We start from the raw sequence: 22,100 nt of genomic DNA, 5'->3' as shown, positions 1-22,100 counted from the left end.
TTAGACTAATGGAATGCTTTAGTTTAAATTATACAAACACAATACAAAATAACGTTCCCAAATGAAACTTGAACTGCACCCCATTTGTTAGACACATCTAACAAGGAGGTGCCGTTTTTTTATGGCTAAAATGAGTGCAGAAGAAAAATTAGCAGCGGTTCAAAGATATGTAAATGGAAAAGAAAGTTCAAGGAAAGTAGCGGCTGATATAGGGGTATCCCATCGTTACCTATTAACTTGGGTGAAACAATATGAACATAACGGTGTAGAGGCCTTTGTAAAACGATATACAAATTACACGAAGCAGTTTAAACTAGACGTACTTAACTACATGACTGAACACGGTACGTCCTTATACGAAACCGCTGCTATTTTTAAAATAGCGGCTGCTTCAACGATACGAAATTGGAAAAAACAATTCGAAGCACAAGGAAAGGATGCCCTTCAGCCAAAGAAAAAGGGGCGTCTATCCATGAAAAAAGAAACGGCTAAACAATCTAAGAAAACACCAGTAGAAGGCTCTACTCAAGCACTCCAAGCTCGCATTAAACAGCTTGAAATGGAAAACGAGTATTTAAAAAAGTTGAATGCCTTAGTTCAAGCCAAAGAAAAATCACCACGAAAGACAAAGTAAAAGTCATTTGTGAATTAAGGCATAAATATTCGGTGAAAGCACTTGTGGCATTCGCAGAAATTAAACGCAGTACGTACTACGATATAGTGAAGAAGATGAATCGACCCGATCTGAACGCTGATTTAAAGGTCGAAATTCAAGCGATTTACGATGAACATGAAGGTCGTTATGGTTATCGTCGTATTCGTGATGAGTTAGCGAATCGTGGGCAAAAAGTGAATCATAAGAAGGTTCAACGCATCATGAAAGAGCTAGGTTTAAAGTGCTTAGTACGTATGAAAAAATATAAATCGTATAAAGGCACAGTCGGTAAAATTGCGCCAAATATTTTAAATCGTAATTTTACGGCAGAGGCTCCAAATGAAAAATGGGTAACCGATATTACAGAGTTTAAATTATTCGGAGAAAAGCTTTATTTATCACCTGTTTTAGATCTATTTAATGGTGAAATTATTACCTATACAATTGGTTCAAGGCCGACCTTTTCCCTTGTTTCAGACATGTTAGAAAAGGCGTTAGAATGCTTACCAGAAGACCACCAGCTATTAATGCATTCCGATCAAGGCTGGCATTATCAAATGAAACAATATCGACACAGTCTTGAAACAAGAGGCATTGTGCAAAGTATGTCTCGTAAAGGTAACTGTTACGATAACTCCGTGATGGAGAATTTCTTTGGCATCATGAAATCTGAATTTCTCTATTTAAAGGAATTTGAAAATATCGAGCAATTCAAAAGAGAACTAGAAAAATATATCAACTACTACAATACCAAACGGATTAAGGCAAAATTAAAAGGTATGAGCCCGATACAATATCGAACTCATGCCCAAATGGCTGCCTGAAATTACCGTGTCTAACTTTTAGGGGTCACTTCAACTTTGGGGATGTTCGAACCAGCAGCTAAGACCATTACAATGTGTTCAGCTGCTTGTTTTTTCATGTAAAGAATGAGTTCTTTGGAATGATAAGGTATTATTAAGTAGGGTTAATACCTATTTGGAGGGAGAATTAAAAGATGTTTTCAATTGAAAATTATATTGCTTCAATACAGACTAATTTAGAAAAATCTACATCTAATTTAATTAAAGAACTGCAAAAAATTGTTTCTTACAAATTTGATGATGCCGTTGATTTAGTAGATTTTTCTGCGTTTACAGACCCCACAAGATTTGAACTATCTATTATGATGTTTTCAATGGATACAGATGCAAATGAAGTATTTGGCGAAGATATTACACCTAACAGCTTTGCAGGAAGTGTTGAGGTTCTTGCAAGCACTTCATATTATCATTTGCTGGATAATCAGCATGAGAGTTTTTGGGATTTCTATGAACAAAACGACGAAGAATTAGCTAGCAAAGAACAACAAATTTTTACGGAATGGTTTGCTGATTGCTGGATTAAAGCAGGAGGAAAACAGTTTGTTTTACCTGTTTATTTTGTTTTCCATGATGAAGCATCTTCATATGACTTGCAAAACGCAAAATTTGTAGAAGATGAGGAAAAATGGGTTTAGGAATTACTATACATCTACATACAAAATAACGTTCCTAAATCAAAGTTTGTGAATGAACATAAAAGGCAGAAACGTTGATTTATAAGCGTTTCTGCCTTTTATAGTGGAACATTGTTTATACGTGATTTTATGCAAGTGCTCTCACGCTTGAAACAAAGGCTTTTAGGCTTGCTGGCATGAACTTTAATTTGCATAGAAACTCATTTATAATGATGGAGCAAGCTAAACCTAAACTGGGGAAAATATTTGATGATTATGAGTATTTGGCTGAACTTTTTAATATAGATAAAAGCCAAATAGGATGTGCAGGTTTTAACTTGGTTCCTCAAGCTGCAAGCACAGGGCTTTGGGATATTATACTGCCTATAAAAACAAATGAAGCTTTAAATGCTCTAAAACCTGATTTTAAAGCTCTTGCTGAATATACAAGGGTCAATAAAGTAGGCGGTGTCCATGCATTTACGCTTGATACGAATGAAGGTGTAGCAATAAGTAGAAACTTTTGCCCGCTCTATGGGATTGACGAAGAAGCCGCAACAGGGACATCAAATGGAGCTTTAACTTATTACCTTTTTCATCACAATGTGTTAAATGAATTTAATGAAGAATACACTTTTCTTCAAGGCTACTGTATGGATAGACCTTCTCACATTATTACGAAATTGGTAAATAAAAATAACCCATTAGTTATGGTAGGCGGGAATTCTACTATACTTACAAAAGGGGAAATTTACTAAGGACTTTAGAAAATATCAATATCTAATTTTCGAGCATGAACCTGCTACAAGGATCATGCTCATTTTTTATAATGAAGTAAATTGGTTAATTATGTTAATATTTATAAAGAGTGGCAATAGGTAATTTAAAAGCCTAGATTTGGACATGAATTTATGGAGGTAATTATGGATAAATGGAAAACTTTAAAATCTGAGTATATACATAAAAGTCCTTTCGGCAATATTCGAAAAGACGAATGCAAGCTTCCTAACGGTTTGGTGATTGATGACTATTATGTAAACGAATATTCTGATTGGGTAAACGCTGTTGTGTTAACAAAGGAAAACAAGATGGTCCTTGTTGAACAGTACCGTTATGCGGGCAATGAATTTTACCTTGAAGTCCCTGCTGGGAAAATCGAAGCAAATGAAACATACGAGGAAGCGATAATCCGAGAAGTAAAGGAAGAGACCGGTTATATTTCAGAAAGCAAGCCTATTTTACTTGGAGAATTCATGGTTAACCCCGCTACACAAAATAACAAAGTAATTACTTTTCTCTTGCTTGATGCTTCTAAGGAATTTGAACAAGATTTAGATGATACTGAAGAGCTTACAATTAAATTAATTGATTTTAATGAAATGGATACTTTGATTAAGTTGAAGCAGATCAATACACAACTGTTTACAGCACATGCATACACAATGGCGAAAATGTACTATATGGAGAAACAACTGAGTGTCTAATTATATCGAAGAAAAGAGGCGGGAAAATGTCACATGTAAGAATACGATGTACAGGATTGATCATCGAAAATAATTCGGTGCTTTTAGTAGAGTATGATGATAATGGAATCCATTATAATTTACCAGGTGGGAGGATGGAACCCGGGGAGACAATAATTGAAGGTGTCGCTAGAGAAGTGTTTGAAGAAACTACGGCAGAAGTTGAAGTTGGACCGTTAGCATTAATTTATGAGTTTCCACCACATAAGCAATCCGGTGATTATGATGAGAATGCCCAACATGGACTTCATCTTATTTTTGAATGTACTTTAAAGAATCACTCGGTCCCGAAATTACCAAAATATCCAGATCCTAATCAAACGGCGGTGAAATGGATTCCTATAGAAGAATTGGATTCAATCTTACTGCTGCCCAATATAACACAGCAAATAAAGAACTATATTAATAATAGAAGGAATATTGAATTGATTGAGGATTACAGGCTCGAGAAACTCTATTTGAAGTGAAAGTAAGTCTTAAAAATGCTCTTTAGAACCCAATAAAATCAGCTTATAAGGGCATAAAATTGAGGTGTTCAAGATGGAAGATTATTGTACAGAAACTAGGGCATACTTTACTTTATTTGGAGAGGACTTTCCTTTGGAGGAATTCACTAGAGAAATAGGAATCATTCCAACAGAAGCTTACAGAAAAGGTGAGGCATTTATTCGAGGTAAAACAAAACATGTAAGATTTGAAACTGCATGGGAGTACGGGGTAGATTACCAAATGACAGACTATCCAGAGGAACAAATTCACAACATTGTAAATACACTATATAACTCAATAGAGATTATTAAAAAATATGTAGATGACTACAATCTGAGATGTAAATTAGTTACGGTTGTTTGTTTTAATTGTCAGCAAACACGAGGGCTTGTTATGAATAATAAGGCAATTGAATTTGCCAATCAAGTAAATGGGGAATTTGAATTCGATATATATAATAACAACGATTAGGAAAGACGTTTTAAGGATAGCGTTGATTCCATTTATCGAACTCCTAATTACTGAAACTTTTTTCCACTCGATTCCGTATAAAAGTATAACAAATCGTAAAGTGGGAGAGGGGACTATATATGTCTGAAAAAGGCTGTATAAAATGTGGAAGTAAGGATGCGAGCAAGAAAGAAGTGGCGATGACTGGTACAGGGTTATCTAAAATGTTTGATGTTCAGCACAATCAGTTTATAGTCGTTTACTGCAATAACTGTGGATATTCAGAGTTCTATAATAAAAAATCGTCTTCAGCCTCAAATATTTTTGACCTGTTTTTTGGTTAAAAGATTAAATGTAAAGTTAATTTTGACTTACCGGATTTGATCAATCAGAACTAATAATGTAAATGTCTTGCATTTTTCCTTCTGTGGCGTTAAGATAAGGTCAAGTTAATAGACCGGTTTGAGTTAAAGAGAGACCTTAAAGAACGCACAAAGCGATATTTGTGTGGTGCTTTAAGGTCTCTCTTTTTTTGTCTACATTTAAGGAGGAATTAATATGTCAACAGCTTCATCATTACAACGTTCAGTCATCATGAATGATTTACAGAGCAAAGAATATGACGTTTTAGTTATCGGAGGCGGTATTACAGGTGTGGGGATTGCACTTGATGCCATTACGCGCGGATTATCAGTCGCATTAGTTGAAATGCAGGATTTTGCGGCAGGTACGTCAAGCCGCTCAACAAAATTAGTGCACGGCGGTTTACGTTATTTAAAACAATTTGAAATTAAAGAAGTAGCCGAGTTAGGAAAAGAGCGTGCGATCGTGTATGAAAATGGTCCTCACGTTACAACGCCCGTATGGATGTTATTACCGTTCCATAAAGGTGGTACATTCGGTAAATTCTCTACATCTGTTGGTTTACGTGTGTACGATTTCTTAGCGGGGGTAAAAAAATCAGAGCGCCGCTACATGTTAAATAGTGCGCAAACATTAGAAAAAGAACCGCTAGTAAAGCAAGCTGATTTATTAGGCGGCGGTGTTTATGTTGAATATCGTACTGATGATGCACGCTTAACAATCGAAGTTGCAAAAGTCGCGATTGAAAAAGGTGCCGTTTTAGCAAACTATACGAAAGCTTCAGGCTTTTTATATAATGATGCGAAAAAGATTATCGGCATTGAAGCGACAGATTTACTCTCTAATGAAACAATTCAAATACATGCGAAAAAAGTCGTGAACGCGGCGGGTCCATGGGTAGATGATGTTCGTAGCATTGAAGGAAAAACAAGCGGTAAACATTTAATTTTGTCAAAAGGTGTGCACATCGTATTTGATGAGTCGAAGTTCCCGTTAAAACAGGCGGTTTATTTTGATACACCGGATGGCCGTATGGTATTTGCGATTCCGCGTAACGGTAAAACGTATGTTGGTACGACTGATACGTTTTATGAAGGGGATCCACGCAATATGGATATCGAACAATCGGATCGCGATTACATTATGAACGCCATCCACTACATGTTCCCGAATGTAAAAGTGACGGATGCGGATATTGAATCAAGCTGGGCGGGTGTACGTCCGTTAATTCATGAAGAAGGAAAAGGACCATCAGAAATTTCCCGTCATGATGAAGTATGGGAATCTGATTCAGGCTTAGTTACAATTGCGGGCGGTAAATTAACAGGCTATCGTAAAATGGCGGAAGCAGTTGTAAATAAAATTTCAGCGAGCCTAAAAGCGGAATTTGGTGTAGAGAGCAAACCTTGTATTACTAAAAACATCCCGATTTCTGGTGGTGAAGTAGGCGGCTCAAAACATATCCAAACGTTTATTTCGAAAAAGACAGAGTTAGGTGTGAAAGCGGGCTTAACGAAAGAAGAAGCGGCGTATTTAGCACAGCATTATGGCTCGAATGTTGAAAAAGTATTTAGCTATGTGGCGAAAGCAAACGACACGATGCCGAAAGCTTTATTTGCGCAGCTGCAATACGGTATCGAGCATGAGCTTGTGACGACACCTGTCGATTTCTTCGTGCGCCGTACGGGTAATATGTTCTTTAATATTGCTTCGGTATTGGCACATAAGGATGCGGTCATTGCACATATGGCACAGCAGTTACATTGGACAGATGCCCAATTATCGGAGTTTACAGAACTGTTGAACATTGAAATTAAGCGTGCAACAACCGCAAAATAATGTAAAATAATATTGTGATATAATTTTGGCTCATCGATTGCGTGGGAGATTTGAATTAACGCAGCCGATGAGCCATATTAATATAAACAGATTTCTAAATATAGGAGGATGTTATGCCGTTTAATGATCAGAAAATTATTCCTGCTGCCCGAACAATTAAACAGTTTGATAAAGTAGTAAAAAGTGAATTCGAATATATCGTATTGCTAGAAGTGCATTTAAGCCAATTACGCTCGCTAAAACAAGAGGCCGATCGTCATGGAAAAAAATTAATTATTCATGCGGATTTAATACACGGTCTGAAGACGGATAATTTTGCCGCGGATTATTTATGTAACGATATTCGCCCGGCAGGCATTATTTCTACACGCTCCAATATGATTTTAAAAGCGAAATCCCGCGGTATATTGGCGATTCAACGTGTCTTTTTAATCGATACAATTGCGCTGGAAAAAAGCTATTCGCTCCTTGAACAAACGGCTCCGGACTTTATTGAATTACTTCCAGGTGTGATCCCGGAAATGATTGAGGAAGTATCTACGCAAACAGGTATTCCTGTTATTACAGGTGGCCTAATTCGGACAGATGAGCAAATTAAGCAGGCATTTGATGCAGGGGCAATTGCCATTACTACCTCCAATAAAGAATTGTGGAAACGTTTTCAAAAAGTTGTTGACTAATGAATAATTTCAAACTATTATGATTACTAAGTCAATAAATACGTGGTTGAGTAAAGGAGTCCGCATGTACAATTGTTTACGTGAATTCGTAAAACAATTGTTACTTGCGGACTTTTTTTTCTTCTAAGTATTTTATTAACGGAATATACATGAGCTAAGGAGGTTATGAAATGTCAACATTTACAGCCGAGTTAGTCGGCACTATGCTGCTAATATTATTCGGTGGCGGCGTAGTAGCAGGTGTTTCATTGCACAAATCAAAAGGTCAAGGTGGCGGTTGGGTCGTAATCACTTTTGCATGGGGCTTTGCCGTAGCGATGGCAGCATATGCAGTAGGGGGCATTAGCGGGGCACACTTAAACCCGGCATTAACAATTGCTCTTGCAACAATTGGCAACTTTGCATGGGCGGATGTGCCATTGTTTATCGTTGCACAACTACTGGGAGCGTTTTTAGGTGCTGTGTTAGTGTACTTTGTTTATTTACCGCATTGGAAAGGCACAAAAGACAAAGGTGCAAAACTTGGCGTATTCTCAACAACTCCAGCAGTAAAACATATACCTTCAAACATGATTGCTGAGATGGTCGGCACATTCGCATTAGTATTAGGGATTTTAGCTTTAGGCACAAACGAAATTACTTCAGGATTAAATCCATTTTTAGTTGGTATTTTAATTGTTGTAATTGGTATGGCATTGGGTGGTCCAACTGGTTATGCGATTAACCCTGCCCGTGACCTAGGTCCACGTATTGCACATGCGCTTTTACCGATTCCAGGTAAAGGAGATTCAGCTTGGTGGTATGCATGGGTACCTGTAGTTGCCCCGATTATCGGCGGTGTTTACGGAGCAGTATTTTTCAGCTTTATTTGGAATGGAGCAGATGCAACATTATTCTGGATTTTCAGTGTAGTAGTAGCGGCGATTTTCGTAGCTGCACAAATGACAGTATCGAAAGTAGAAGAGTAGAAGAGTAGGAGGATTTGAAGATGACAGAAAAATTTATGATGGCGCTAGACCAAGGTACAACTAGTTCACGTGCAATTTTATTTGATAAAAATGGTACGGTATTTCATACAGCACAGCAGGAGTTCCCGCAATATTTCCCGGAATCAGGTTGGGTAGAGCATAACCCGGAACAAATTTGGTCTTCCGTGCTTTCATGTATCGCTGCAGTGTTATCTGAGAAAAATGTACTCGCAAGTCAAATCGCAGGTATTGGTATTACAAACCAGCGTGAAACGACAGTCGTATGGGATAAAAATACGGGTAAACCAATTTACAATGCAATCGTTTGGCAATCACGACAAACAGCAGAAATTTGTGAAGATTTAAAAGCGCGTGGCTTAAATGATACGTTCCGCGATAAAACAGGATTACTCATTGATGCATACTTCTCAGGGACAAAAGTGAAATGGATTTTGGACAATGTAGAAGGAGCTCGTGAAAAAGCGGAAAATGGGGATCTCTTATTCGGTACGATTGATACATGGATCATTTGGAAATTAACGAACGGTTCTGTGCACGTAACTGATTATTCAAACGCATCCCGAACATTAATGTTCAATATTTATGATTTGAAATGGGATGAAGAACTACTTGATATTTTAACAGTTCCAGCTTCGATGCTTCCAGAAGTGCGATCTTCTTCTGAAGTATACGGTCATACAGATGCAGATAAATTTTTCGGTCAAGAAATTCCAATCGCAGGTATTGCGGGCGACCAACAAGCAGCATTATTCGGGCAAGCTTGCTTCGAGCAAGGAATGGTGAAAAATACATATGGCACTGGTTGCTTTATGTTAATGAACACAGGTGAAAAAGCGGTAAAATCTGATCATGGTTTATTAACGACAATCGCATGGGGCTTAGACGGCAAAGTAACGTATGCGCTAGAAGGAAGTATTTTCGTAGCGGGCTCTGCTATCCAGTGGCTGCGCGACGGGTTACGTATGTTCCGTAAAGCGGAGGAAAGTGAAGCATATGCAGCACGTGTAACATCTTCTGAAGGCGTGTATGTTGTACCGGCATTCGTTGGGCTAGGAACGCCTTACTGGGATTCGGATGTACGCGGTGCAGTATTCGGCTTAACACGAGGTACAGAAAAAGAGCATTTCGTACGTGCTACACTTGAGTCGCTTGCTTATCAAACGCGTGACGTATTAGGTGCAATGGAAGCGGATTCAGGAATTCCGTTAAGCACATTACGTGTAGACGGCGGCGCAGTGAAAAACAACTTCTTAATGCAATTCCAGTCAGACCTATTAAATGTGCCGGTAGATCGTCCGGTTGTAAATGAAACAACGGCTTTAGGCGCAGCATACTTGGCTGGTTTAGCAGTAGGCTATTGGGAAACATTAGATGACATCTCAAACTACTGGAATTTAGATCATAAATTTGAGCCTGAGATGGGCGAAGAAGAGCGCGAAGCTTTATACACAGGCTGGGGCAAAGCGGTTAAGGCAGCTCAGGCTTTTAAATAGTCGGGTGGATAGGATAGGTATTCGTTAGGATATTGCATGCTCTTGCAACATGGGTTCTTAAAATGAATAGTCAGCATAAAACTGTATGGGTAGCGAATTAGCTGCTCATACAGTTTTTTGTTGTTAACCAAATTTTAAATTTGGGCATGGTGGAACACTTTGAACGAAACGCCTGTCTACGTCTAGGCTAAAGCGCCAACTTCTCTCATCTTCAGGTCTCTTTCGAGTAAAAGTGGTGAAGCCTTTATTTTTGCGTCCGGCACTCCAATGACTGTCGGTGTTGAACGGGCACTTTGGCGCTTTTGTTTGTAGGCATTTATCCTTTATTTTGATGAAAATAATGATGCTATGCGGTATATCAAATTAAGCGAGCGCGGTTTTTGTAAAAGGAATCGGCGCATTTTTCCATACAATCTCATAGGATATGATTCTTTCCTACAATTTAATAGTAAAAAAAATGAAACTAATTTCCATTTTCCCCGTCAGTACAGCACATTACTGATTGGGGGAAGACTGAAATTGCTCGCTGCCAAAATTATGAAGTAAACAGTCAAGTTACCATAAGAAGCGAGTGAAACCCGATAAATCAGGGAAATGGATAATAAAATTTTCAAAACGAAAGGAAGCGAGAGGATGAAGAAACGATTAACGACCATATTCACGGTACTATTTATAACGTGTAACCTCGTTTTAGCCAGCACATTTGCTGCATCAACTAAGCAATTTTCAGATGTACCGTCATCAAAATATTACGCCGGAGCTGTTTATGAATTGGCAGAACGAAACATTATTGGAGGGTATCCGGATGGTACGTTTAAACCCGGCAACACGATTACAAGAGGACAGGCAGCCGCTATCATTACGAAGATGATCAACTTGGACACTTCCAACGTAAAAAATCCGGGTTTTGAAGATGTCACAACTTCAAACGGTTACTATAAGTCGATTGCAGCAATGGCTGAACATGGGATAATCAGCGGCTACGGGGATGGACGATATGGGCCGAACGATCCTATCAAACGGGGACAGATGGCTTCAATACTTGTCAAAGCGTTCGATCTTCCACGCTATAATATATCGGGGCATGATATGGTCAACCCATTCAAAGATGTTATACCGTATTACTACTTACGATCGCATGCCGATAATATTTTAATCCTTTATAAATTCGGCATTGTTGGAGGGACGGCCCCTGACAAATTCAGTCCAAATGCTTTTATCACAAGAGGACAAGCTGCAAAAATGCTGAAAGCTACAGAAGATTTGAAACCGCCAATGGTGACAATAGGGCCAGCTGAAATCGATTTGGAAGAGATAGAATGGATAGAAGATGAAAAAATTGATTCTAGCGTATTTCACGGGATACTGGTGAAAGGTCAAGAACTAATTTCGGGCAAAACTGAAGATAAAATTCAGATAGTACCATTGAAAGAAGGTACGGGTACGCTAATTGTCCGTGGACTAAAGGCAAACAAAACTGTCAATAAAAAATATTATGTTCATATAAAAAAAGAGAACGGCGAATTGATACCGACGTTGGAGGAAAAAGATACCTCCCATGCTACTCCAGTAGAGTTATCAGTTTTTGATGAATCACGAAATCGGTCAAGTCAAGATGTCGAGAAAATAACTCTTTATACAATGGATGATAAACATGTGTCTTCAAGTTTAACTTTCGAAGATTGCCAATATAGCTATTCGGTTTGTTTTGATATTAAACAGCAAGGTCAGTTTATTGCAACCGTTTATTTTAAAGATGGAGAAGAAGTGAGGTATGGGATCGAAGCTAAACCGAATCAGACCAGCTTCAATTATGATATCAAAGTTGTTAAAGAACAACTTTCTGATTTAATTGATATGGGGGGCAAATACAGTATAGGCAAACATACAATCAGAACAAAAAATGCTGATCAAATGGTAACAGTTACTAGAGATCCAGGAACTAATCTGTTCCGAGCCACTGCGTCCGGACAGAAGGAAGGGATCGTCGATATTGATTTCGAGCATAAAATAACGGAAAAATCTTGTGATGGTACAGACTGTTATAAAATCGTCTGGCTAGGTTTTTATATTTAACAGAGGTTGAATACAGAGGGATTGTCACACTTGTAATGTTTGTTATGGAATTGCAAAAGAAGCGCCATTCATTCCCTAGTGAAATCACCACATTTCTCTAGTAAGCTTGTAACAGACAACGAGAAAGGAATGATTTAAGAATGTTGAAAAAAAGTATCGTGTTGTTCTTTAGTATGATGCTATTTGCGCTACCAGCTACTGCATCTGCAGCTACTTATACAGTAAAAAGTGGGGACACGCTTTGGAAGATTGCCTCTAAAAATCAAATCGGACTAAGCGAATTAATTGCTTTAAACCCTACATTAAAAAATCCGGATATGATCTATGTTGGAGATAAAATTACTATTTCAGAAAATGAACAACAAGCAGTAGAAGAGCAAGTTGTAAGCCTAGTAAACAAGGAACGCGCACAGCAAGGGTTAGCACCACTTAAAATTGATTGGGAGCTAGCACGTGTTGCGAAATATAAATCTCAAGATATGCACGATAAAAATTACTTCAGCCATACAAGCCCTACATACGGCTCACCATTTGATATGATGAAAAAATTCGGTATCAGCTATACAGCAGCAGGTGAAAATATTGCAAAAGGACAAAAATCAGCTGTACAAGTAATGGAAGCATGGATGAATAGTTCAGGCCACCGAGCAAACATTCTGGATGCGAAATTTACGCATATTGGTGTAGGCTATGTTGAAGATGGTAACTACTGGACACAAATGTTTATTAAGAAATAAAACTATTAAAAAACCATAGAAATATTGATTACCTTCTATTTAAAAGTAATCCAAAAATGAGCGCGACTTCTGTAAAAAGAGTCAGCGCTCGTTTTCATTTTATTGCGAGATTATATTAGCTTCAATCGGGAGCGCCTTCGAAATATATTACAGGAGATATAAGTTATAAATTTATTTCGGGAGAATATATTATTCCAAAGAAAGTATTAGGAGGATGAGTATTTGGATTTAATAAAACCGATTTTATCGCACGCAAGTAGAATGCCAAATCAAAAAGCATTAGTATTTGGGGATTACACGTACACGTATAAAGAATTAAACGATGAGATTAATCGATATAGTAATGGGTTCATTAACAAAGGTTTAAAAAAAGGCGATAAAGTCAGTCTGTTTTTAAAAAATTCCCATTGGTTTGTCATTTGCGCGTATGCCGTTATGAAAGCAGGAGGTGTCATTGTTCCTATTAACTTCCGTCTAACGGCTAAAGAACTTAATTATATTGTGGAGCAATCTGATTCAATCGCTATTATTACAGACGCCGATCAAACAGAAATAGCTAAAAACGCCACTGCTGATATTACGGCTAAGCCGGTCATATACAGTGTTGGGGATACTGAAGAAGGAATTGTCTCCATAAAAGAAATTTATACTTCACAAACCGAAAACCCTGATGTACCGATTACTGCTGCAGATGCTGCACAAATTTTGTATACATCAGGTACAACAGGCAAGCCAAAAGGGGCACTCCTTACACATGGTAATGTAACAAATTTGAATAGTGCGCAAACGGTCATGATGAAATTAAATCATGATGACATTTATTTACTCGTAGCGCCAGCATTCCACTCGGCAGGTTTAAATATGGTTCTCACATCTTGCTTCTTTGCCGGTGCAACGGTTGTCATGATGCGTGACTTTCATCCAGTAGAATCTTTAAAGGCGATAGAACAGCATAAAGTTACGCTATTCTTTGGTGTACCTGCTATGTACAACGCGTTTTTCATGGTACCAAAAGGTTCGTATGATTTATCAACTGTTCGTGGCTATGTGTACGGAGCGGCACCGATGTCACCAAGTATGATTGAAAGGGCTGTAGAGTATTTAGGTTCTGACCAGTTCTATAATGCCTGTGGTTTAACGGAAGGTGGACCAGGAGGGGTTTATTTAACGCCGGAAGAACATAAGACAAAGCTTGGTGCGAGTGGAAAAGCGATGACTTTTCTGGACGTTCGTGTAGTAAATGATTATATGGAAGATGTATTGCCTGGTGAAGTTGGGGAATTCATAATGCGCGGTGAATCTGTTATGAAAGAATACTATAAAAAACCGGAAGAAACAGCGCAAACATTCCGAGATGATTGGCTTTTAACGGGTGATTTAGCGACGATAGATGACGAAGGTTATATTACACTTGTAGACCGTAAAAAGGATATGATTATCTCAGGCGGAGAAAATGTTTATTCGGTTGAAGTTGAACAAATCTTAAATGGTTACCCTGGCATTGTAGAATGTGCAATAATCGGTTTACCAGATCCGCAATGGGGCGAGGTCGTAACAGCTGTGATCGTTAAAAAGGAAGATATAGAGATCGATGAAGAAGATATGAAAGCCTATTGCCGCGGTCATTTAGCGGGTTATAAACTGCCGCGTCAGTTTATATATGTAGAATCTTTACCACGAAATGTATCAGGGAAAATATTAAAATATCAATTACGAGAAAACTGGAAAGAAAAAATAATCAATTAACAGTGCCATAATATAGAGTACATGTGAATTGTATCCCAATTGTTAGGAACATTTGACAATTGGGGTACAGTTTTTTTTTAATAATTATGTCTAACGTAATAAATTACTAAATTGTTTAATGCATTAATAGGTTAAATTAAGTAAAATAATAAAGAATAATATATTAAATTAGAAATATTGCGAAACAATAGGTGATTATATGAGCGTCAATACAAATGAAATATCAAATATTAGAGAGGAAATTAGCGATTTTTTTCTTTCCTCTTTTGATTCTAAAAAAATCATTGAATCTAACATAGTTCACAAAATGCTGGACGATATTTTAAATGCTATGAATGAATCAACAAATATAACGATTACAGATTATGACGGCACAATACTTTATGTGAATTATAATTTTTGCCGACTATCAAAATATGAAAAGGAAGAAATCATAGGGCAAAACCATCGAATAGTCAATTCTGGATTTCATTCGAAAGAGTTTTTCATACAACTATGGGAAACGATTAGGAGCGGTAATACTTGGCGTGGTGAAATTCAAAATAGAGCCAAGGATGGCACTGTTTTCTGGGTATTTGAAATCATCGTGCCAATCCTTGATGAAGAAGGACAGCCGTATTATTTCATTAGTTTCCAAACTGATATTACAGAAAATAAGCAGATGGAAACTCAGTTTAAAATGAATTTTATTCGAACATTTCAAAACCTGCAAAATGGAATTTTCAAAGTTCGAAAAGATCAAGATGGTACTTTGAAATATATCATGTCAGAAGGCAAGCTAATGGATGAAATTGGCGCGAGTGCGGAAATGATTTTATCCAAATCGCCTTTTGATGTATTTGAACAAGACATTGCAAAAATGAAAGAAAAAATGTATACAAAAGCGCTCAAAGGTAAAAAAGTACAATATGAGATAGAGTTAGGCGGCAAACTTATTTTCGTTGATATCGAGCCTATCCGGCATAACGGGGAAGTAATTGAAATTGTTGGAACCGTTCACGATTTTTCGCAATTTAGAGAGGTTCAAAAGCAATTAAAAGTAAATGAAGAACGATACCAGTCTTTAATGAACTACAGTCATGAGTATATTACTATGCTGGATAAAGAAGGTACCATTTTACATATGAATGAGAAAACATTGAAACTAATCGCAATTGATGAAACTGTGTTTGGAAAAATGAGTATTATCGATGTTACTGTTGAAGAAGAACGCCCAGTTATTGCAGCCTACTTTGAGAAGGTATTACACGGAGAGGTTCAATTTTTTGAGTTTGAAGTAAAGAATAACGGGCAACGAAGATTTTTAAATGTAACATTAGTTCCAATGTTTATAGATAAAGAAATAGACGTAATCTATTCAATTGGAAAAGATATTACTGAAGAAAAACTTGTGCAAGAACGCAATGCCTTTTTAGCCCATCATGATGAATTAACTGGTTTACCAAATCGTCGGTGGATGGAACAAAAAATTCAGGAGTCACTAAAACTGGCAGAAGAAAATCAAAAGATGATGGCGATATTATCTTTAGATTTGGACCGCTTTAAATCGATAAATGATACGTTAGGGCATGCTGTAGGCGATGGATTATTACAGCAAATCGCAGTAAGACTGAACACCAATCCTTATAAAGATAAGTTCCATGTAGCCCGAATGGGTGGCGATGAATTAATGCTTCTCTGCCCGAACTTTGAAACGAGAGATGAAGTAATTGAAATCGCCCAAAACATATTAGAAAGCTTAAAAAATCCTTTTTATGTGCAAGGTTCAGAATTACTTTTAACTGCGAGTATTGGAATTGACTTTTATCTATCCAATGATGCCAATGTAACTGAATTGATGAAAAGGGTGGATGTTGCACTTTACAAGGCAAAAGAGTTCGGTCGAAATATGTATCAAATTTATGATTCTTCGATGAACCAGGCGAATTACCAGTCATTCGTGATAGAGCGAGATTTAAGGAAAGCAATTATGAATGAAGAATTTGTTGCCTATCTCCAACCGAGAGTAGATGTATTAACAGGCAAAATAGTGAGTGCAGAAGCGCTTGTACGATGGAATCATCCGGAACATGGTTTAATTTCGCCAGGACTATTCATTCCGATTGCTGAAGAAACAGGTTTAATAATAGCCATCGGAAAATGGATGAAGAAAAGAGTCTGTGAACAGTTAGTTGCATGGAGAAATGCCGGGCTGCCGCTTGTTCCGATAAGTGTAAATATTAGTTCTAAGCGATTTTTACAGCAAGGGTTTGCTGAAGAAATCAGTGAATTATTAGAACGATACGAGCTAGAAGGCAAATGGTTAGAAATCGAAATTACCGAAAATTCGATTATGCTCAATGAAGAAAATGTTCAGAAAACACTGTTGGATTTAAAAGAAATGGGCGTTAAAATTTATATCGATGACTTTGGAACGGGTTATTCATTATTCAACTATTTGAAGATATTTAAAATAGATGGGGTAAAGATAGATCAATCGTTTATCCGGGATATTTCCCACAAACCTGAAAACGCCACAATTACATCGGCCATGATAAAAATGGCGCAACTTCTAAAATTAGAAGTGATCGCTGAAGGTGTTGAAACAAAAGAAGAATTGGATTTCCTACTAGGAGAAAATTGCCGATATATTCAAGGGTATTACTTTGGCAAACCATGTCCGATTGAGGAGTTTGAGGATTCGTTTTTATAAAATTATAAAGAAAATAGGGGCTTACCCTAATAGTGAAAATCCACCGTTCATCAAAACGGTGGATTTTTTATTTTAAAGAAAAACAAAATTTACAAATATAAACAGCTTAACCTTTAAATTTAATTTATAATAAGCTTTTATTTAAAAAATTTCCCTTGTTTTGCAACTTTTTTAATGTTTAATCCGTGGATAGGGTGAAAGGTGGGAAGTAATGGAACTCAAGCAGGTATATGCACTATACTCCAATGATTTATATCGCTATTTATTTTCTCTATCAAAAAACCATGCCGACGCAGAGGACTTACTTCAGGAAACCTTTGCTAAGGCATACATTGTCCTGCTCACTGATGAAATTGAGGAAATAAAACCTTGGTTATTTAAAGTAGGCTATTACACATACATTGATCATCTTAGAAAAGGAAAGCGCACTATTTTGACGAATGAATTTTCACAAGTAGATTTAAATACTCCGGAGAATATTATAGTAGAAAATGATGCCTACATAGAGTTATTGCGTTATTTAGAGGAGATAAAGCCGATAGAAAAACAAGCGATCTTATTATGTGATGTACATGATTGTACGTATGAGCAAGCTGCAACGATTTTAGATATAAAGTTAAATACCTTAAAGAGTCATTTAGTTCGTGGGAGGAAGAAGATACGGGAGATGTTATCCAAGGAGGGTTCATAATGGATTCATATGATAAATTATTAGAAAAAGCAAAGAAGGAAGGAATTAAACAAACAAACATAGGCAAGAAACAGGTGAATAGGGCTATTAGTTCTTCTAAATGGAAGTTAATTCTCTCAACTATAACTGTTGTGCTTTTAATTGTACCTATCTGCTATATGTTGACCTTTGGCTATTATGCGTTTGGAACAAAATCAACAACTTTAATGGACGTCGCTAGTAAGACACTTTATATCACTGAACCCAATACAACTTTAGAGGAGATGGAGTTTGATATGGATTTTTCACTCTTCTCAATGGATTTGTCATTTGAACAATATAAACAAATTGGTGATGAATTTTATCCAGCAAAAAACTATGATTTACATTTTGTACTTGATGACTTAGTGAGTAAAGAGACAGATTCTAAATTAGAAAAATTATATCCTAAAAATCCAACAGATACTAATCAATGGATTGCTCACCCAAGTCAGTTTCTCGTAGATTTCAATATTTATAACGAGTCGAAAGTCTTATCTGGATTGCCGGAGGAAACGGTTGTTGAAGCGTATATTTCGTTAAATGACCTATATGAAGTAAAAGAAGTTGAAAATGTAATGGAAAATGTACATGTAACATGGGCAGCTATTTATACCGGGACGGAAGATAAAATGCTAAGTTCTAATGGGGACCTTATTTCACCAATCGGATATCCTGTTCAACCAGATCAATCCTATTGGTCGCCTTTTCGAGATTCCCCTTCACATGCGGAAACATTTTTAAAAATGATGAAGGACTTACTGCCTTTTGAAGATTTAGCTGTAAAGTTATCACCTCATAAAAGTCTTGAATTAGAAGAACGTATTCAATACATTGAGAACAATGGGTTTAAAACCTATGGAGTTGTTGTTACCGGACCAAAAAACGAAATCGAATCACTCGGAAAATTGGATATGGTTCGCTTTCTTAAAGTAGGAGAGGTGAAATTATGGAATTGGGTGCATTAAAAAACACACTTATACAAGGCATGGGGTGGTTGAGTGTTGTTATAGGTCTCGTTTCCTTGGCAATTCTAAATATCTCTTTGCTGTCAGGATACAATTTACAAATAGAAAATAAATTCAGTTCATGGGTATTCATTTCTTCGATATTAGGAGTTATTTCTTTAATAAACAAAAAAAGCAGATCATTAGGATTGTGGGGATTGGGGATTAGTATCTTTATTGGAGTATTTGTAATGACAATCTTCGTACTGGGTTGGACAATCGTTCCCTTCCCTTAATTTGCTTCTGTAACTGTAAATACTAATTAAAAAGCGATTAACATTATCTGCTAGTATTTTTTGCTATTTATTGCCTATGCTAGAGTAAAAGGAGCAATCGAATGGCAAAGAAAAATCGAAATAAAATTCTTGTACCCGAAGCTAAACAAGAGCTGGATCTATTAAAAGCGAAAGTAACCGGTTCTAGCAACCCTGAAGTGACAGCGCTAGAGGTAGCTAAGGAATTAGGTATCCCTCTAAAAGAAGGATATAACGGCCAACTTACTTCTTTTGAAGCTGGAAAAGTAGGCGGGAAAATTGGTGGTAGCATGGTTAAGGAGCTTATTAAAATGGCACAAGAAAGTTTAAAGAAAGATCAATAAATTAAAAAGTGCTGCAAATTCCTTAGTATTAAGGGTTTGCAGCACTTTTCTTTTTTAGAAGACATACTACAACATTGAAATCCAGGTTATGTGCATAACAAAAATCCCAGTATATAAGAACATGACGAAAGTAAGAACTACTCGCCAAACATTCGTTAATCTTGTAGGGAAATTTGATTTCCACAATAACAAAATGGCACCAGATAAAGTGACTTTTATTCCAAGGATTGTTAAGGGTGAAAACGAACTCATCAGTGGGTTCGCTTCTTCAATCCATTCATTACTGAGTCCCCAAGCCGTACAAATGCCATCAATTAGATTTAATAATAAAATAACCAACAACAAACGTTTGATATTGAACAAATTTTTCATTAATGTCGCTCATCGCTTGAATAGCAAGCTCTCCTTGTCTATGTTCTTCTTATTCTCTCCAACTTTAGATAAGCTTTTACCAAAGTGATTATATTTATACTGTTGAATAACTGAAATGAAATGGGTGGTCTATGGGAGGGGATTATGTTCTGCCAAACACCGGTATATATTGTTTCTTTCGAATTAAAATATTACATAAAATTTGGTAATATAAATTCCATGAGTAGTATATATAACCTAACTGATTGGTGGATGAGTTGAAAAACATACATAAGTGAGAAAATACACACAGAAATTACTGGGACAAAAGTTGTGTTAGTAGACTATAATTTAAAAGTAGGAATATTAAGAAAATGATAGTAATCGAGAGGAACTAACGTCACATGAATGATAACAGTGTAGAAGCACACACAATCAAAGCATTGATAGTAGAAGAGAAAAATAATCACAAAGTAGAAGTACCCATGTCCGATCAAAAAGTAGTGGAAGCAAAAGAATTAGCAATGAGTTCAGAAGTATTTAATTATGTTAATAATACTCTTTCAGTAGAAGGGCATTTACAAAAATGGCGAGGTACTGCTCGATAATACATAAATTTAAATTACATAACCGGGCTTCAAAATAACGACATACCAGGCACAATTCTTGAAAAAAGAATTGTGCTTTTTTGTATGAAGTTATTGATCATATGTTTTTGATAAAGCTACCAAACGAGTGTTTATCTACATTGATTGCTATTACCGATGAACAGTTAAGAAGGAGTTAGACCTTTCTATATTGAAATAAAAGAGATGAAAGTATGAATGGGGGTACTTGATGAAATTGAAGAAAAGTTTATTATTTTCTATTATTGCATTTGCACTGACAGTAGTCGTAATTACTTGTAGTTTAGTTATTCAAAATGTAGGTTCCGTCAATCAAATATTTTTTCCAATGGTTACAGCTATTGTGGATTCGTCAGATGGAATGGAGGAGTGGGAACGCATAAGTTTTAACGCCCAAAAAGACATGACCTATGATAGCATTTTTTGGAGAAAGGAAATTACGAATGACGCAAACAGTGCAGGTAATATACTCATGAGGGTAAAAGATATAAATGGAGAAATAGTAGTAAATGAATTTCAGATAACACCTGGAAAAAGTGCGAAATTAGAAGGGCTTAAGAATGGTGAAAAATATTTCTTTGAGATTAAAGCTGCAAAAGGAAGATTTTTCATTAATGCTACATGAGAAATAGACTCTCAAGTAGTAGCTTGATACCCAGAATCAGATTTCCGCAATCATGCGCTTTCAATTATAGAGCTATATAGTGGAATAACATTCGTTAATATACTCAGGGGGAGTTCAAACATGTTTAAAGCTGTATTATTTGATTTAGATGGAACGTTACTGAATCGCGATAAGTCAGTAGATTTTTTTATAAACCACCAATATGAAAGACTGAATAAGATACTTTCTCATATTCCAAAAGAGCAATATGTTTCACGATTTATTGAACTAGATAATCATGGATATGTTTGGAAAGATAAAGTGTACCAACAACTAATTGAAGAATTTAATATATGTTCAGTAACTTGGGAAGAACTTCTCGAAGATTATTTGGCCAATTTCAAACACCATTGTGTAGGATTTCCTCATATTCATGAAATGCTTGAGGAATTAAAAAATAATAAAATTGCTTTAGGTATGATTACAAATGGATATGGTCAGTTCCAAATGGACAACATTAAAGCTTTGAATATTGAAAGTTATTTTGACGTAATTTTAGTATCCGAATGGGAAGGGGTCAAGAAAACTGATCCCCTCATCTTTTTAAACGCATTAGAAAAATTAAATGTAGAGCCTTCAGAAAGTCTATTTATTGGAGACCATCCTGATAATGATGTGAGAGCTGCTCAAAATGTAGGAATGGCAAGTGTTTGGAAAAAAGATAATCAATGGACTGATGTAAAGGCTGATGCAATAATTGATGATTATTTAGAACTTTCTCAGCTATTAAAGAATTTAAGCAGTAACAAAAATTGCAATACATATAGCTTGCTCAAATAAGGGTTTGTACAAAGTAAATCAATAATACTAACAGAGCGTGAATACTATAGTAATTAGGCACATTTTATAAAAAGAAATGTGCCTTCTACTAGTGAAAACGGTAAATATGAACGATCGAGTTAAGGTGCCTTATAGAAGATATATTCTCATATAGTT

General features: G+C 36.5%; 23 protein-coding genes. 22 read left to right on the top strand and 1 reads right to left on the bottom strand.

Features of this window, described 5'->3' with window-relative positions; all coding sequences use genetic code 11:
• The first annotated feature begins 121 nt into the window (after positions 1 to 121).
• The 19 genes from B5473_RS16810 to B5473_RS16720 all read left to right on the top strand — a co-directional run bounded on the left by B5473_RS16810 (position 122) and on the right by B5473_RS16720 (position 19,523).
• A protein-coding gene (locus B5473_RS16810; protein WP_139377713.1) for an IS3 family transposase occupies positions 122 to 1,479 on the top strand; the annotation gives its coding sequence in 2 pieces (ribosomal slippage) (positions 122 to 575 and positions 575 to 1,479; 1,359 coding nt in all).
• Between the two features lie 173 nt (positions 1,480 to 1,652).
• Positions 1,653 to 2,153, top strand: a complete 501-nt coding sequence (locus tag B5473_RS16805) for a hypothetical protein (protein WP_079527236.1) — start codon at positions 1,653 to 1,655, stop codon at positions 2,151 to 2,153.
• Between the two features lie 212 nt (positions 2,154 to 2,365).
• Complete coding sequence (locus B5473_RS16800; RefSeq protein ID WP_254865358.1) at positions 2,366 to 2,890, top strand: PhzF family phenazine biosynthesis protein; 525 nt, start codon at positions 2,366 to 2,368, stop codon at positions 2,888 to 2,890.
• A gap of 165 nt (positions 2,891 to 3,055) precedes the next feature.
• Positions 3,056 to 3,616 (top strand): NUDIX hydrolase, encoded by a 561-nt coding sequence (locus B5473_RS16795; RefSeq protein WP_079527234.1) that lies wholly within the window; start codon positions 3,056 to 3,058, stop codon positions 3,614 to 3,616.
• A 26-nt stretch (positions 3,617 to 3,642) separates the two neighbouring features.
• Complete coding sequence (locus B5473_RS16790) at positions 3,643 to 4,122, top strand: NUDIX domain-containing protein (RefSeq protein WP_079527232.1); 480 nt, start codon at positions 3,643 to 3,645, stop codon at positions 4,120 to 4,122.
• A 73-nt stretch (positions 4,123 to 4,195) separates the two neighbouring features.
• The gene (locus tag B5473_RS16785; protein WP_079527230.1) at positions 4,196 to 4,615 is read left to right on the top strand and encodes a DUF4279 domain-containing protein; all 420 of its coding nucleotides are present in this window, start codon (positions 4,196 to 4,198) and stop codon (positions 4,613 to 4,615) included.
• 119 nt (positions 4,616 to 4,734) lie between these two features.
• On the top strand, positions 4,735 to 4,938 hold the full coding sequence (locus B5473_RS16780; RefSeq protein ID WP_008403962.1) for a zinc ribbon domain-containing protein: 204 nt from the start codon (positions 4,735 to 4,737) through the stop codon (positions 4,936 to 4,938).
• A gap of 214 nt (positions 4,939 to 5,152) precedes the next feature.
• Positions 5,153 to 6,796, top strand: a complete 1,644-nt coding sequence (locus tag B5473_RS16775; protein WP_079527228.1) for a glycerol-3-phosphate dehydrogenase/oxidase — start codon at positions 5,153 to 5,155, stop codon at positions 6,794 to 6,796.
• A gap of 113 nt (positions 6,797 to 6,909) precedes the next feature.
• Positions 6,910 to 7,476 (top strand): glycerol-3-phosphate responsive antiterminator, encoded by a 567-nt coding sequence (locus tag B5473_RS16770; RefSeq protein ID WP_079527226.1) that lies wholly within the window; start codon positions 6,910 to 6,912, stop codon positions 7,474 to 7,476.
• Positions 7,477 to 7,646: 170 nt separating this feature from the next.
• Positions 7,647 to 8,444: an MIP/aquaporin family protein gene (locus B5473_RS16765; RefSeq protein ID WP_079527224.1), complete on the top strand. Its 798-nt coding sequence runs from the start codon at positions 7,647 to 7,649 to the stop codon at positions 8,442 to 8,444.
• 20 nt (positions 8,445 to 8,464) lie between these two features.
• Positions 8,465 to 9,958, top strand: coding sequence for a glycerol kinase GlpK (gene glpK / locus B5473_RS16760; RefSeq protein ID WP_079527222.1), 1,494 nt, complete (start codon positions 8,465 to 8,467; stop codon positions 9,956 to 9,958).
• 633 nt (positions 9,959 to 10,591) lie between these two features.
• Positions 10,592 to 12,034: an S-layer homology domain-containing protein gene (locus tag B5473_RS16755; RefSeq protein WP_079527220.1), complete on the top strand. Its 1,443-nt coding sequence runs from the start codon at positions 10,592 to 10,594 to the stop codon at positions 12,032 to 12,034.
• Positions 12,035 to 12,174: 140 nt separating this feature from the next.
• Positions 12,175 to 12,771 carry a CAP domain-containing protein gene (locus B5473_RS16750; RefSeq protein WP_079527218.1) on the top strand — a complete coding sequence of 199 codons (597 nt, stop codon included), beginning with the start codon at positions 12,175 to 12,177 and terminating at the stop codon, positions 12,769 to 12,771.
• Positions 12,772 to 12,993: 222 nt separating this feature from the next.
• The gene (locus tag B5473_RS16745) at positions 12,994 to 14,517 is read left to right on the top strand and encodes a class I adenylate-forming enzyme family protein (protein WP_079527216.1); all 1,524 of its coding nucleotides are present in this window, start codon (positions 12,994 to 12,996) and stop codon (positions 14,515 to 14,517) included.
• Positions 14,518 to 14,848: 331 nt separating this feature from the next.
• Positions 14,849 to 17,209, top strand: a complete 2,361-nt coding sequence (locus B5473_RS16740; RefSeq protein WP_176142098.1) for an EAL domain-containing protein — start codon at positions 14,849 to 14,851, stop codon at positions 17,207 to 17,209.
• A 211-nt stretch (positions 17,210 to 17,420) separates the two neighbouring features.
• Positions 17,421 to 17,900, top strand: coding sequence for a sigma-70 family RNA polymerase sigma factor (locus B5473_RS16735; protein WP_079527212.1), 480 nt, complete (start codon positions 17,421 to 17,423; stop codon positions 17,898 to 17,900).
• On the top strand, positions 17,900 to 18,886 hold the full coding sequence (locus B5473_RS16730) for an anti-sigma factor (protein WP_079527210.1): 987 nt from the start codon (positions 17,900 to 17,902) through the stop codon (positions 18,884 to 18,886). Before B5473_RS16735 ends, B5473_RS16730 begins: the two co-directional genes overlap by 1 nt.
• Entirely contained in the window at positions 18,868 to 19,161 is a 294-nt protein-coding gene (locus B5473_RS16725; protein WP_079527208.1) for a hypothetical protein, read from the top strand. The genes B5473_RS16730 and B5473_RS16725 overlap by 19 nt, the downstream gene beginning before the upstream one ends.
• 101 nt (positions 19,162 to 19,262) lie before the next feature.
• Complete coding sequence (locus tag B5473_RS16720; protein ID WP_079527206.1) at positions 19,263 to 19,523, top strand: alpha/beta-type small acid-soluble spore protein; 261 nt, start codon at positions 19,263 to 19,265, stop codon at positions 19,521 to 19,523.
• A gap of 66 nt (positions 19,524 to 19,589) precedes the next feature.
• Here the strand turns inward: B5473_RS16720 and B5473_RS21165 are convergent, their stop codons facing one another.
• The gene (locus B5473_RS21165) at positions 19,590 to 19,895 is read right to left on the bottom strand and encodes a DUF5658 family protein (RefSeq protein ID WP_079527204.1); all 306 of its coding nucleotides are present in this window, start codon (positions 19,893 to 19,895) and stop codon (positions 19,590 to 19,592) included.
• A 383-nt stretch (positions 19,896 to 20,278) separates the two neighbouring features.
• On the opposite strand from B5473_RS21165, the gene B5473_RS16710 reads away from it, so the two are divergent.
• The 3 genes from B5473_RS16710 to B5473_RS16700 all read left to right on the top strand — a co-directional run bounded on the left by B5473_RS16710 (position 20,279) and on the right by B5473_RS16700 (position 21,944).
• Positions 20,279 to 20,482, top strand: a complete 204-nt coding sequence (locus B5473_RS16710; protein WP_079527202.1) for a hypothetical protein — start codon at positions 20,279 to 20,281, stop codon at positions 20,480 to 20,482.
• A 229-nt stretch (positions 20,483 to 20,711) separates the two neighbouring features.
• A complete protein-coding gene (locus B5473_RS16705; RefSeq protein WP_079527200.1) occupies positions 20,712 to 21,125 on the top strand; it encodes a hypothetical protein in 414 nt (137 codons plus the stop codon).
• A gap of 120 nt (positions 21,126 to 21,245) precedes the next feature.
• Complete coding sequence (locus B5473_RS16700) at positions 21,246 to 21,944, top strand: HAD family hydrolase (protein WP_079527198.1); 699 nt, start codon at positions 21,246 to 21,248, stop codon at positions 21,942 to 21,944.
• Positions 21,945 to 22,100: the final 156 nt, after the last annotated feature.

Source organism: Solibacillus isronensis (assembly GCF_900168685.1).
Classification (GTDB): Bacteria; Bacillota; Bacilli; order Bacillales_A; family Planococcaceae; genus Solibacillus; species Solibacillus isronensis_A.
The sequence above is the reverse complement of the archived record's forward strand: the minus strand, read 5'-3'. Positions and strand labels throughout refer to the sequence as shown.

Excerpts from the sequence above, each read along its gene's own strand:
- B5473_RS16790 (WP_079527232.1), top strand. The coding sequence starts at position 3,643 with ATGTCACATGTAAGAATACGATGTACAGGATTGATCATCGAAAATAAT.
- B5473_RS16800 (WP_254865358.1), top strand. The coding sequence starts at position 2,366 with ATGGAGCAAGCTAAACCTAAACTGGGGAAAATATTTGATGATTATGAG.
- B5473_RS16700 (WP_079527198.1), top strand. The coding sequence starts at position 21,246 with ATGTTTAAAGCTGTATTATTTGATTTAGATGGAACGTTACTGAATCGC.
- B5473_RS16750 (WP_079527218.1), top strand. The coding sequence starts at position 12,175 with ATGTTGAAAAAAAGTATCGTGTTGTTCTTTAGTATGATGCTATTTGCG.
- B5473_RS16755 (WP_079527220.1), top strand. The coding sequence starts at position 10,592 with ATGAAGAAACGATTAACGACCATATTCACGGTACTATTTATAACGTGT.
- B5473_RS16770 (WP_079527226.1), top strand. The coding sequence starts at position 6,910 with ATGCCGTTTAATGATCAGAAAATTATTCCTGCTGCCCGAACAATTAAA.
- B5473_RS16775 (WP_079527228.1), top strand. The coding sequence starts at position 5,153 with ATGTCAACAGCTTCATCATTACAACGTTCAGTCATCATGAATGATTTA.
- B5473_RS16720 (WP_079527206.1), top strand. The coding sequence starts at position 19,263 with ATGGCAAAGAAAAATCGAAATAAAATTCTTGTACCCGAAGCTAAACAA.
- B5473_RS16785 (WP_079527230.1), top strand. The coding sequence starts at position 4,196 with ATGGAAGATTATTGTACAGAAACTAGGGCATACTTTACTTTATTTGGA.
- B5473_RS16740 (WP_176142098.1), top strand. The coding sequence starts at position 14,849 with ATGAATGAATCAACAAATATAACGATTACAGATTATGACGGCACAATA.
- B5473_RS16795 (WP_079527234.1), top strand. The coding sequence starts at position 3,056 with ATGGATAAATGGAAAACTTTAAAATCTGAGTATATACATAAAAGTCCT.
- B5473_RS16725 (WP_079527208.1), top strand. The coding sequence starts at position 18,868 with ATGGAATTGGGTGCATTAAAAAACACACTTATACAAGGCATGGGGTGG.
- B5473_RS16805 (WP_079527236.1), top strand. The coding sequence starts at position 1,653 with ATGTTTTCAATTGAAAATTATATTGCTTCAATACAGACTAATTTAGAA.
- B5473_RS16730 (WP_079527210.1), top strand. The coding sequence starts at position 17,900 with ATGGATTCATATGATAAATTATTAGAAAAAGCAAAGAAGGAAGGAATT.
- B5473_RS16735 (WP_079527212.1), top strand. The coding sequence starts at position 17,421 with ATGGAACTCAAGCAGGTATATGCACTATACTCCAATGATTTATATCGC.
- B5473_RS16710 (WP_079527202.1), top strand. The coding sequence starts at position 20,279 with ATGAATGATAACAGTGTAGAAGCACACACAATCAAAGCATTGATAGTA.
- B5473_RS21165 (WP_079527204.1), bottom strand. The coding sequence starts at position 19,895 with ATGAAAAATTTGTTCAATATCAAACGTTTGTTGTTGGTTATTTTATTA.
- B5473_RS16780 (WP_008403962.1), top strand. The coding sequence starts at position 4,735 with ATGTCTGAAAAAGGCTGTATAAAATGTGGAAGTAAGGATGCGAGCAAG.
- glpK (WP_079527222.1), top strand. The coding sequence starts at position 8,465 with ATGACAGAAAAATTTATGATGGCGCTAGACCAAGGTACAACTAGTTCA.
- B5473_RS16765 (WP_079527224.1), top strand. The coding sequence starts at position 7,647 with ATGTCAACATTTACAGCCGAGTTAGTCGGCACTATGCTGCTAATATTA.
- B5473_RS16705 (WP_079527200.1), top strand. The coding sequence starts at position 20,712 with ATGAAATTGAAGAAAAGTTTATTATTTTCTATTATTGCATTTGCACTG.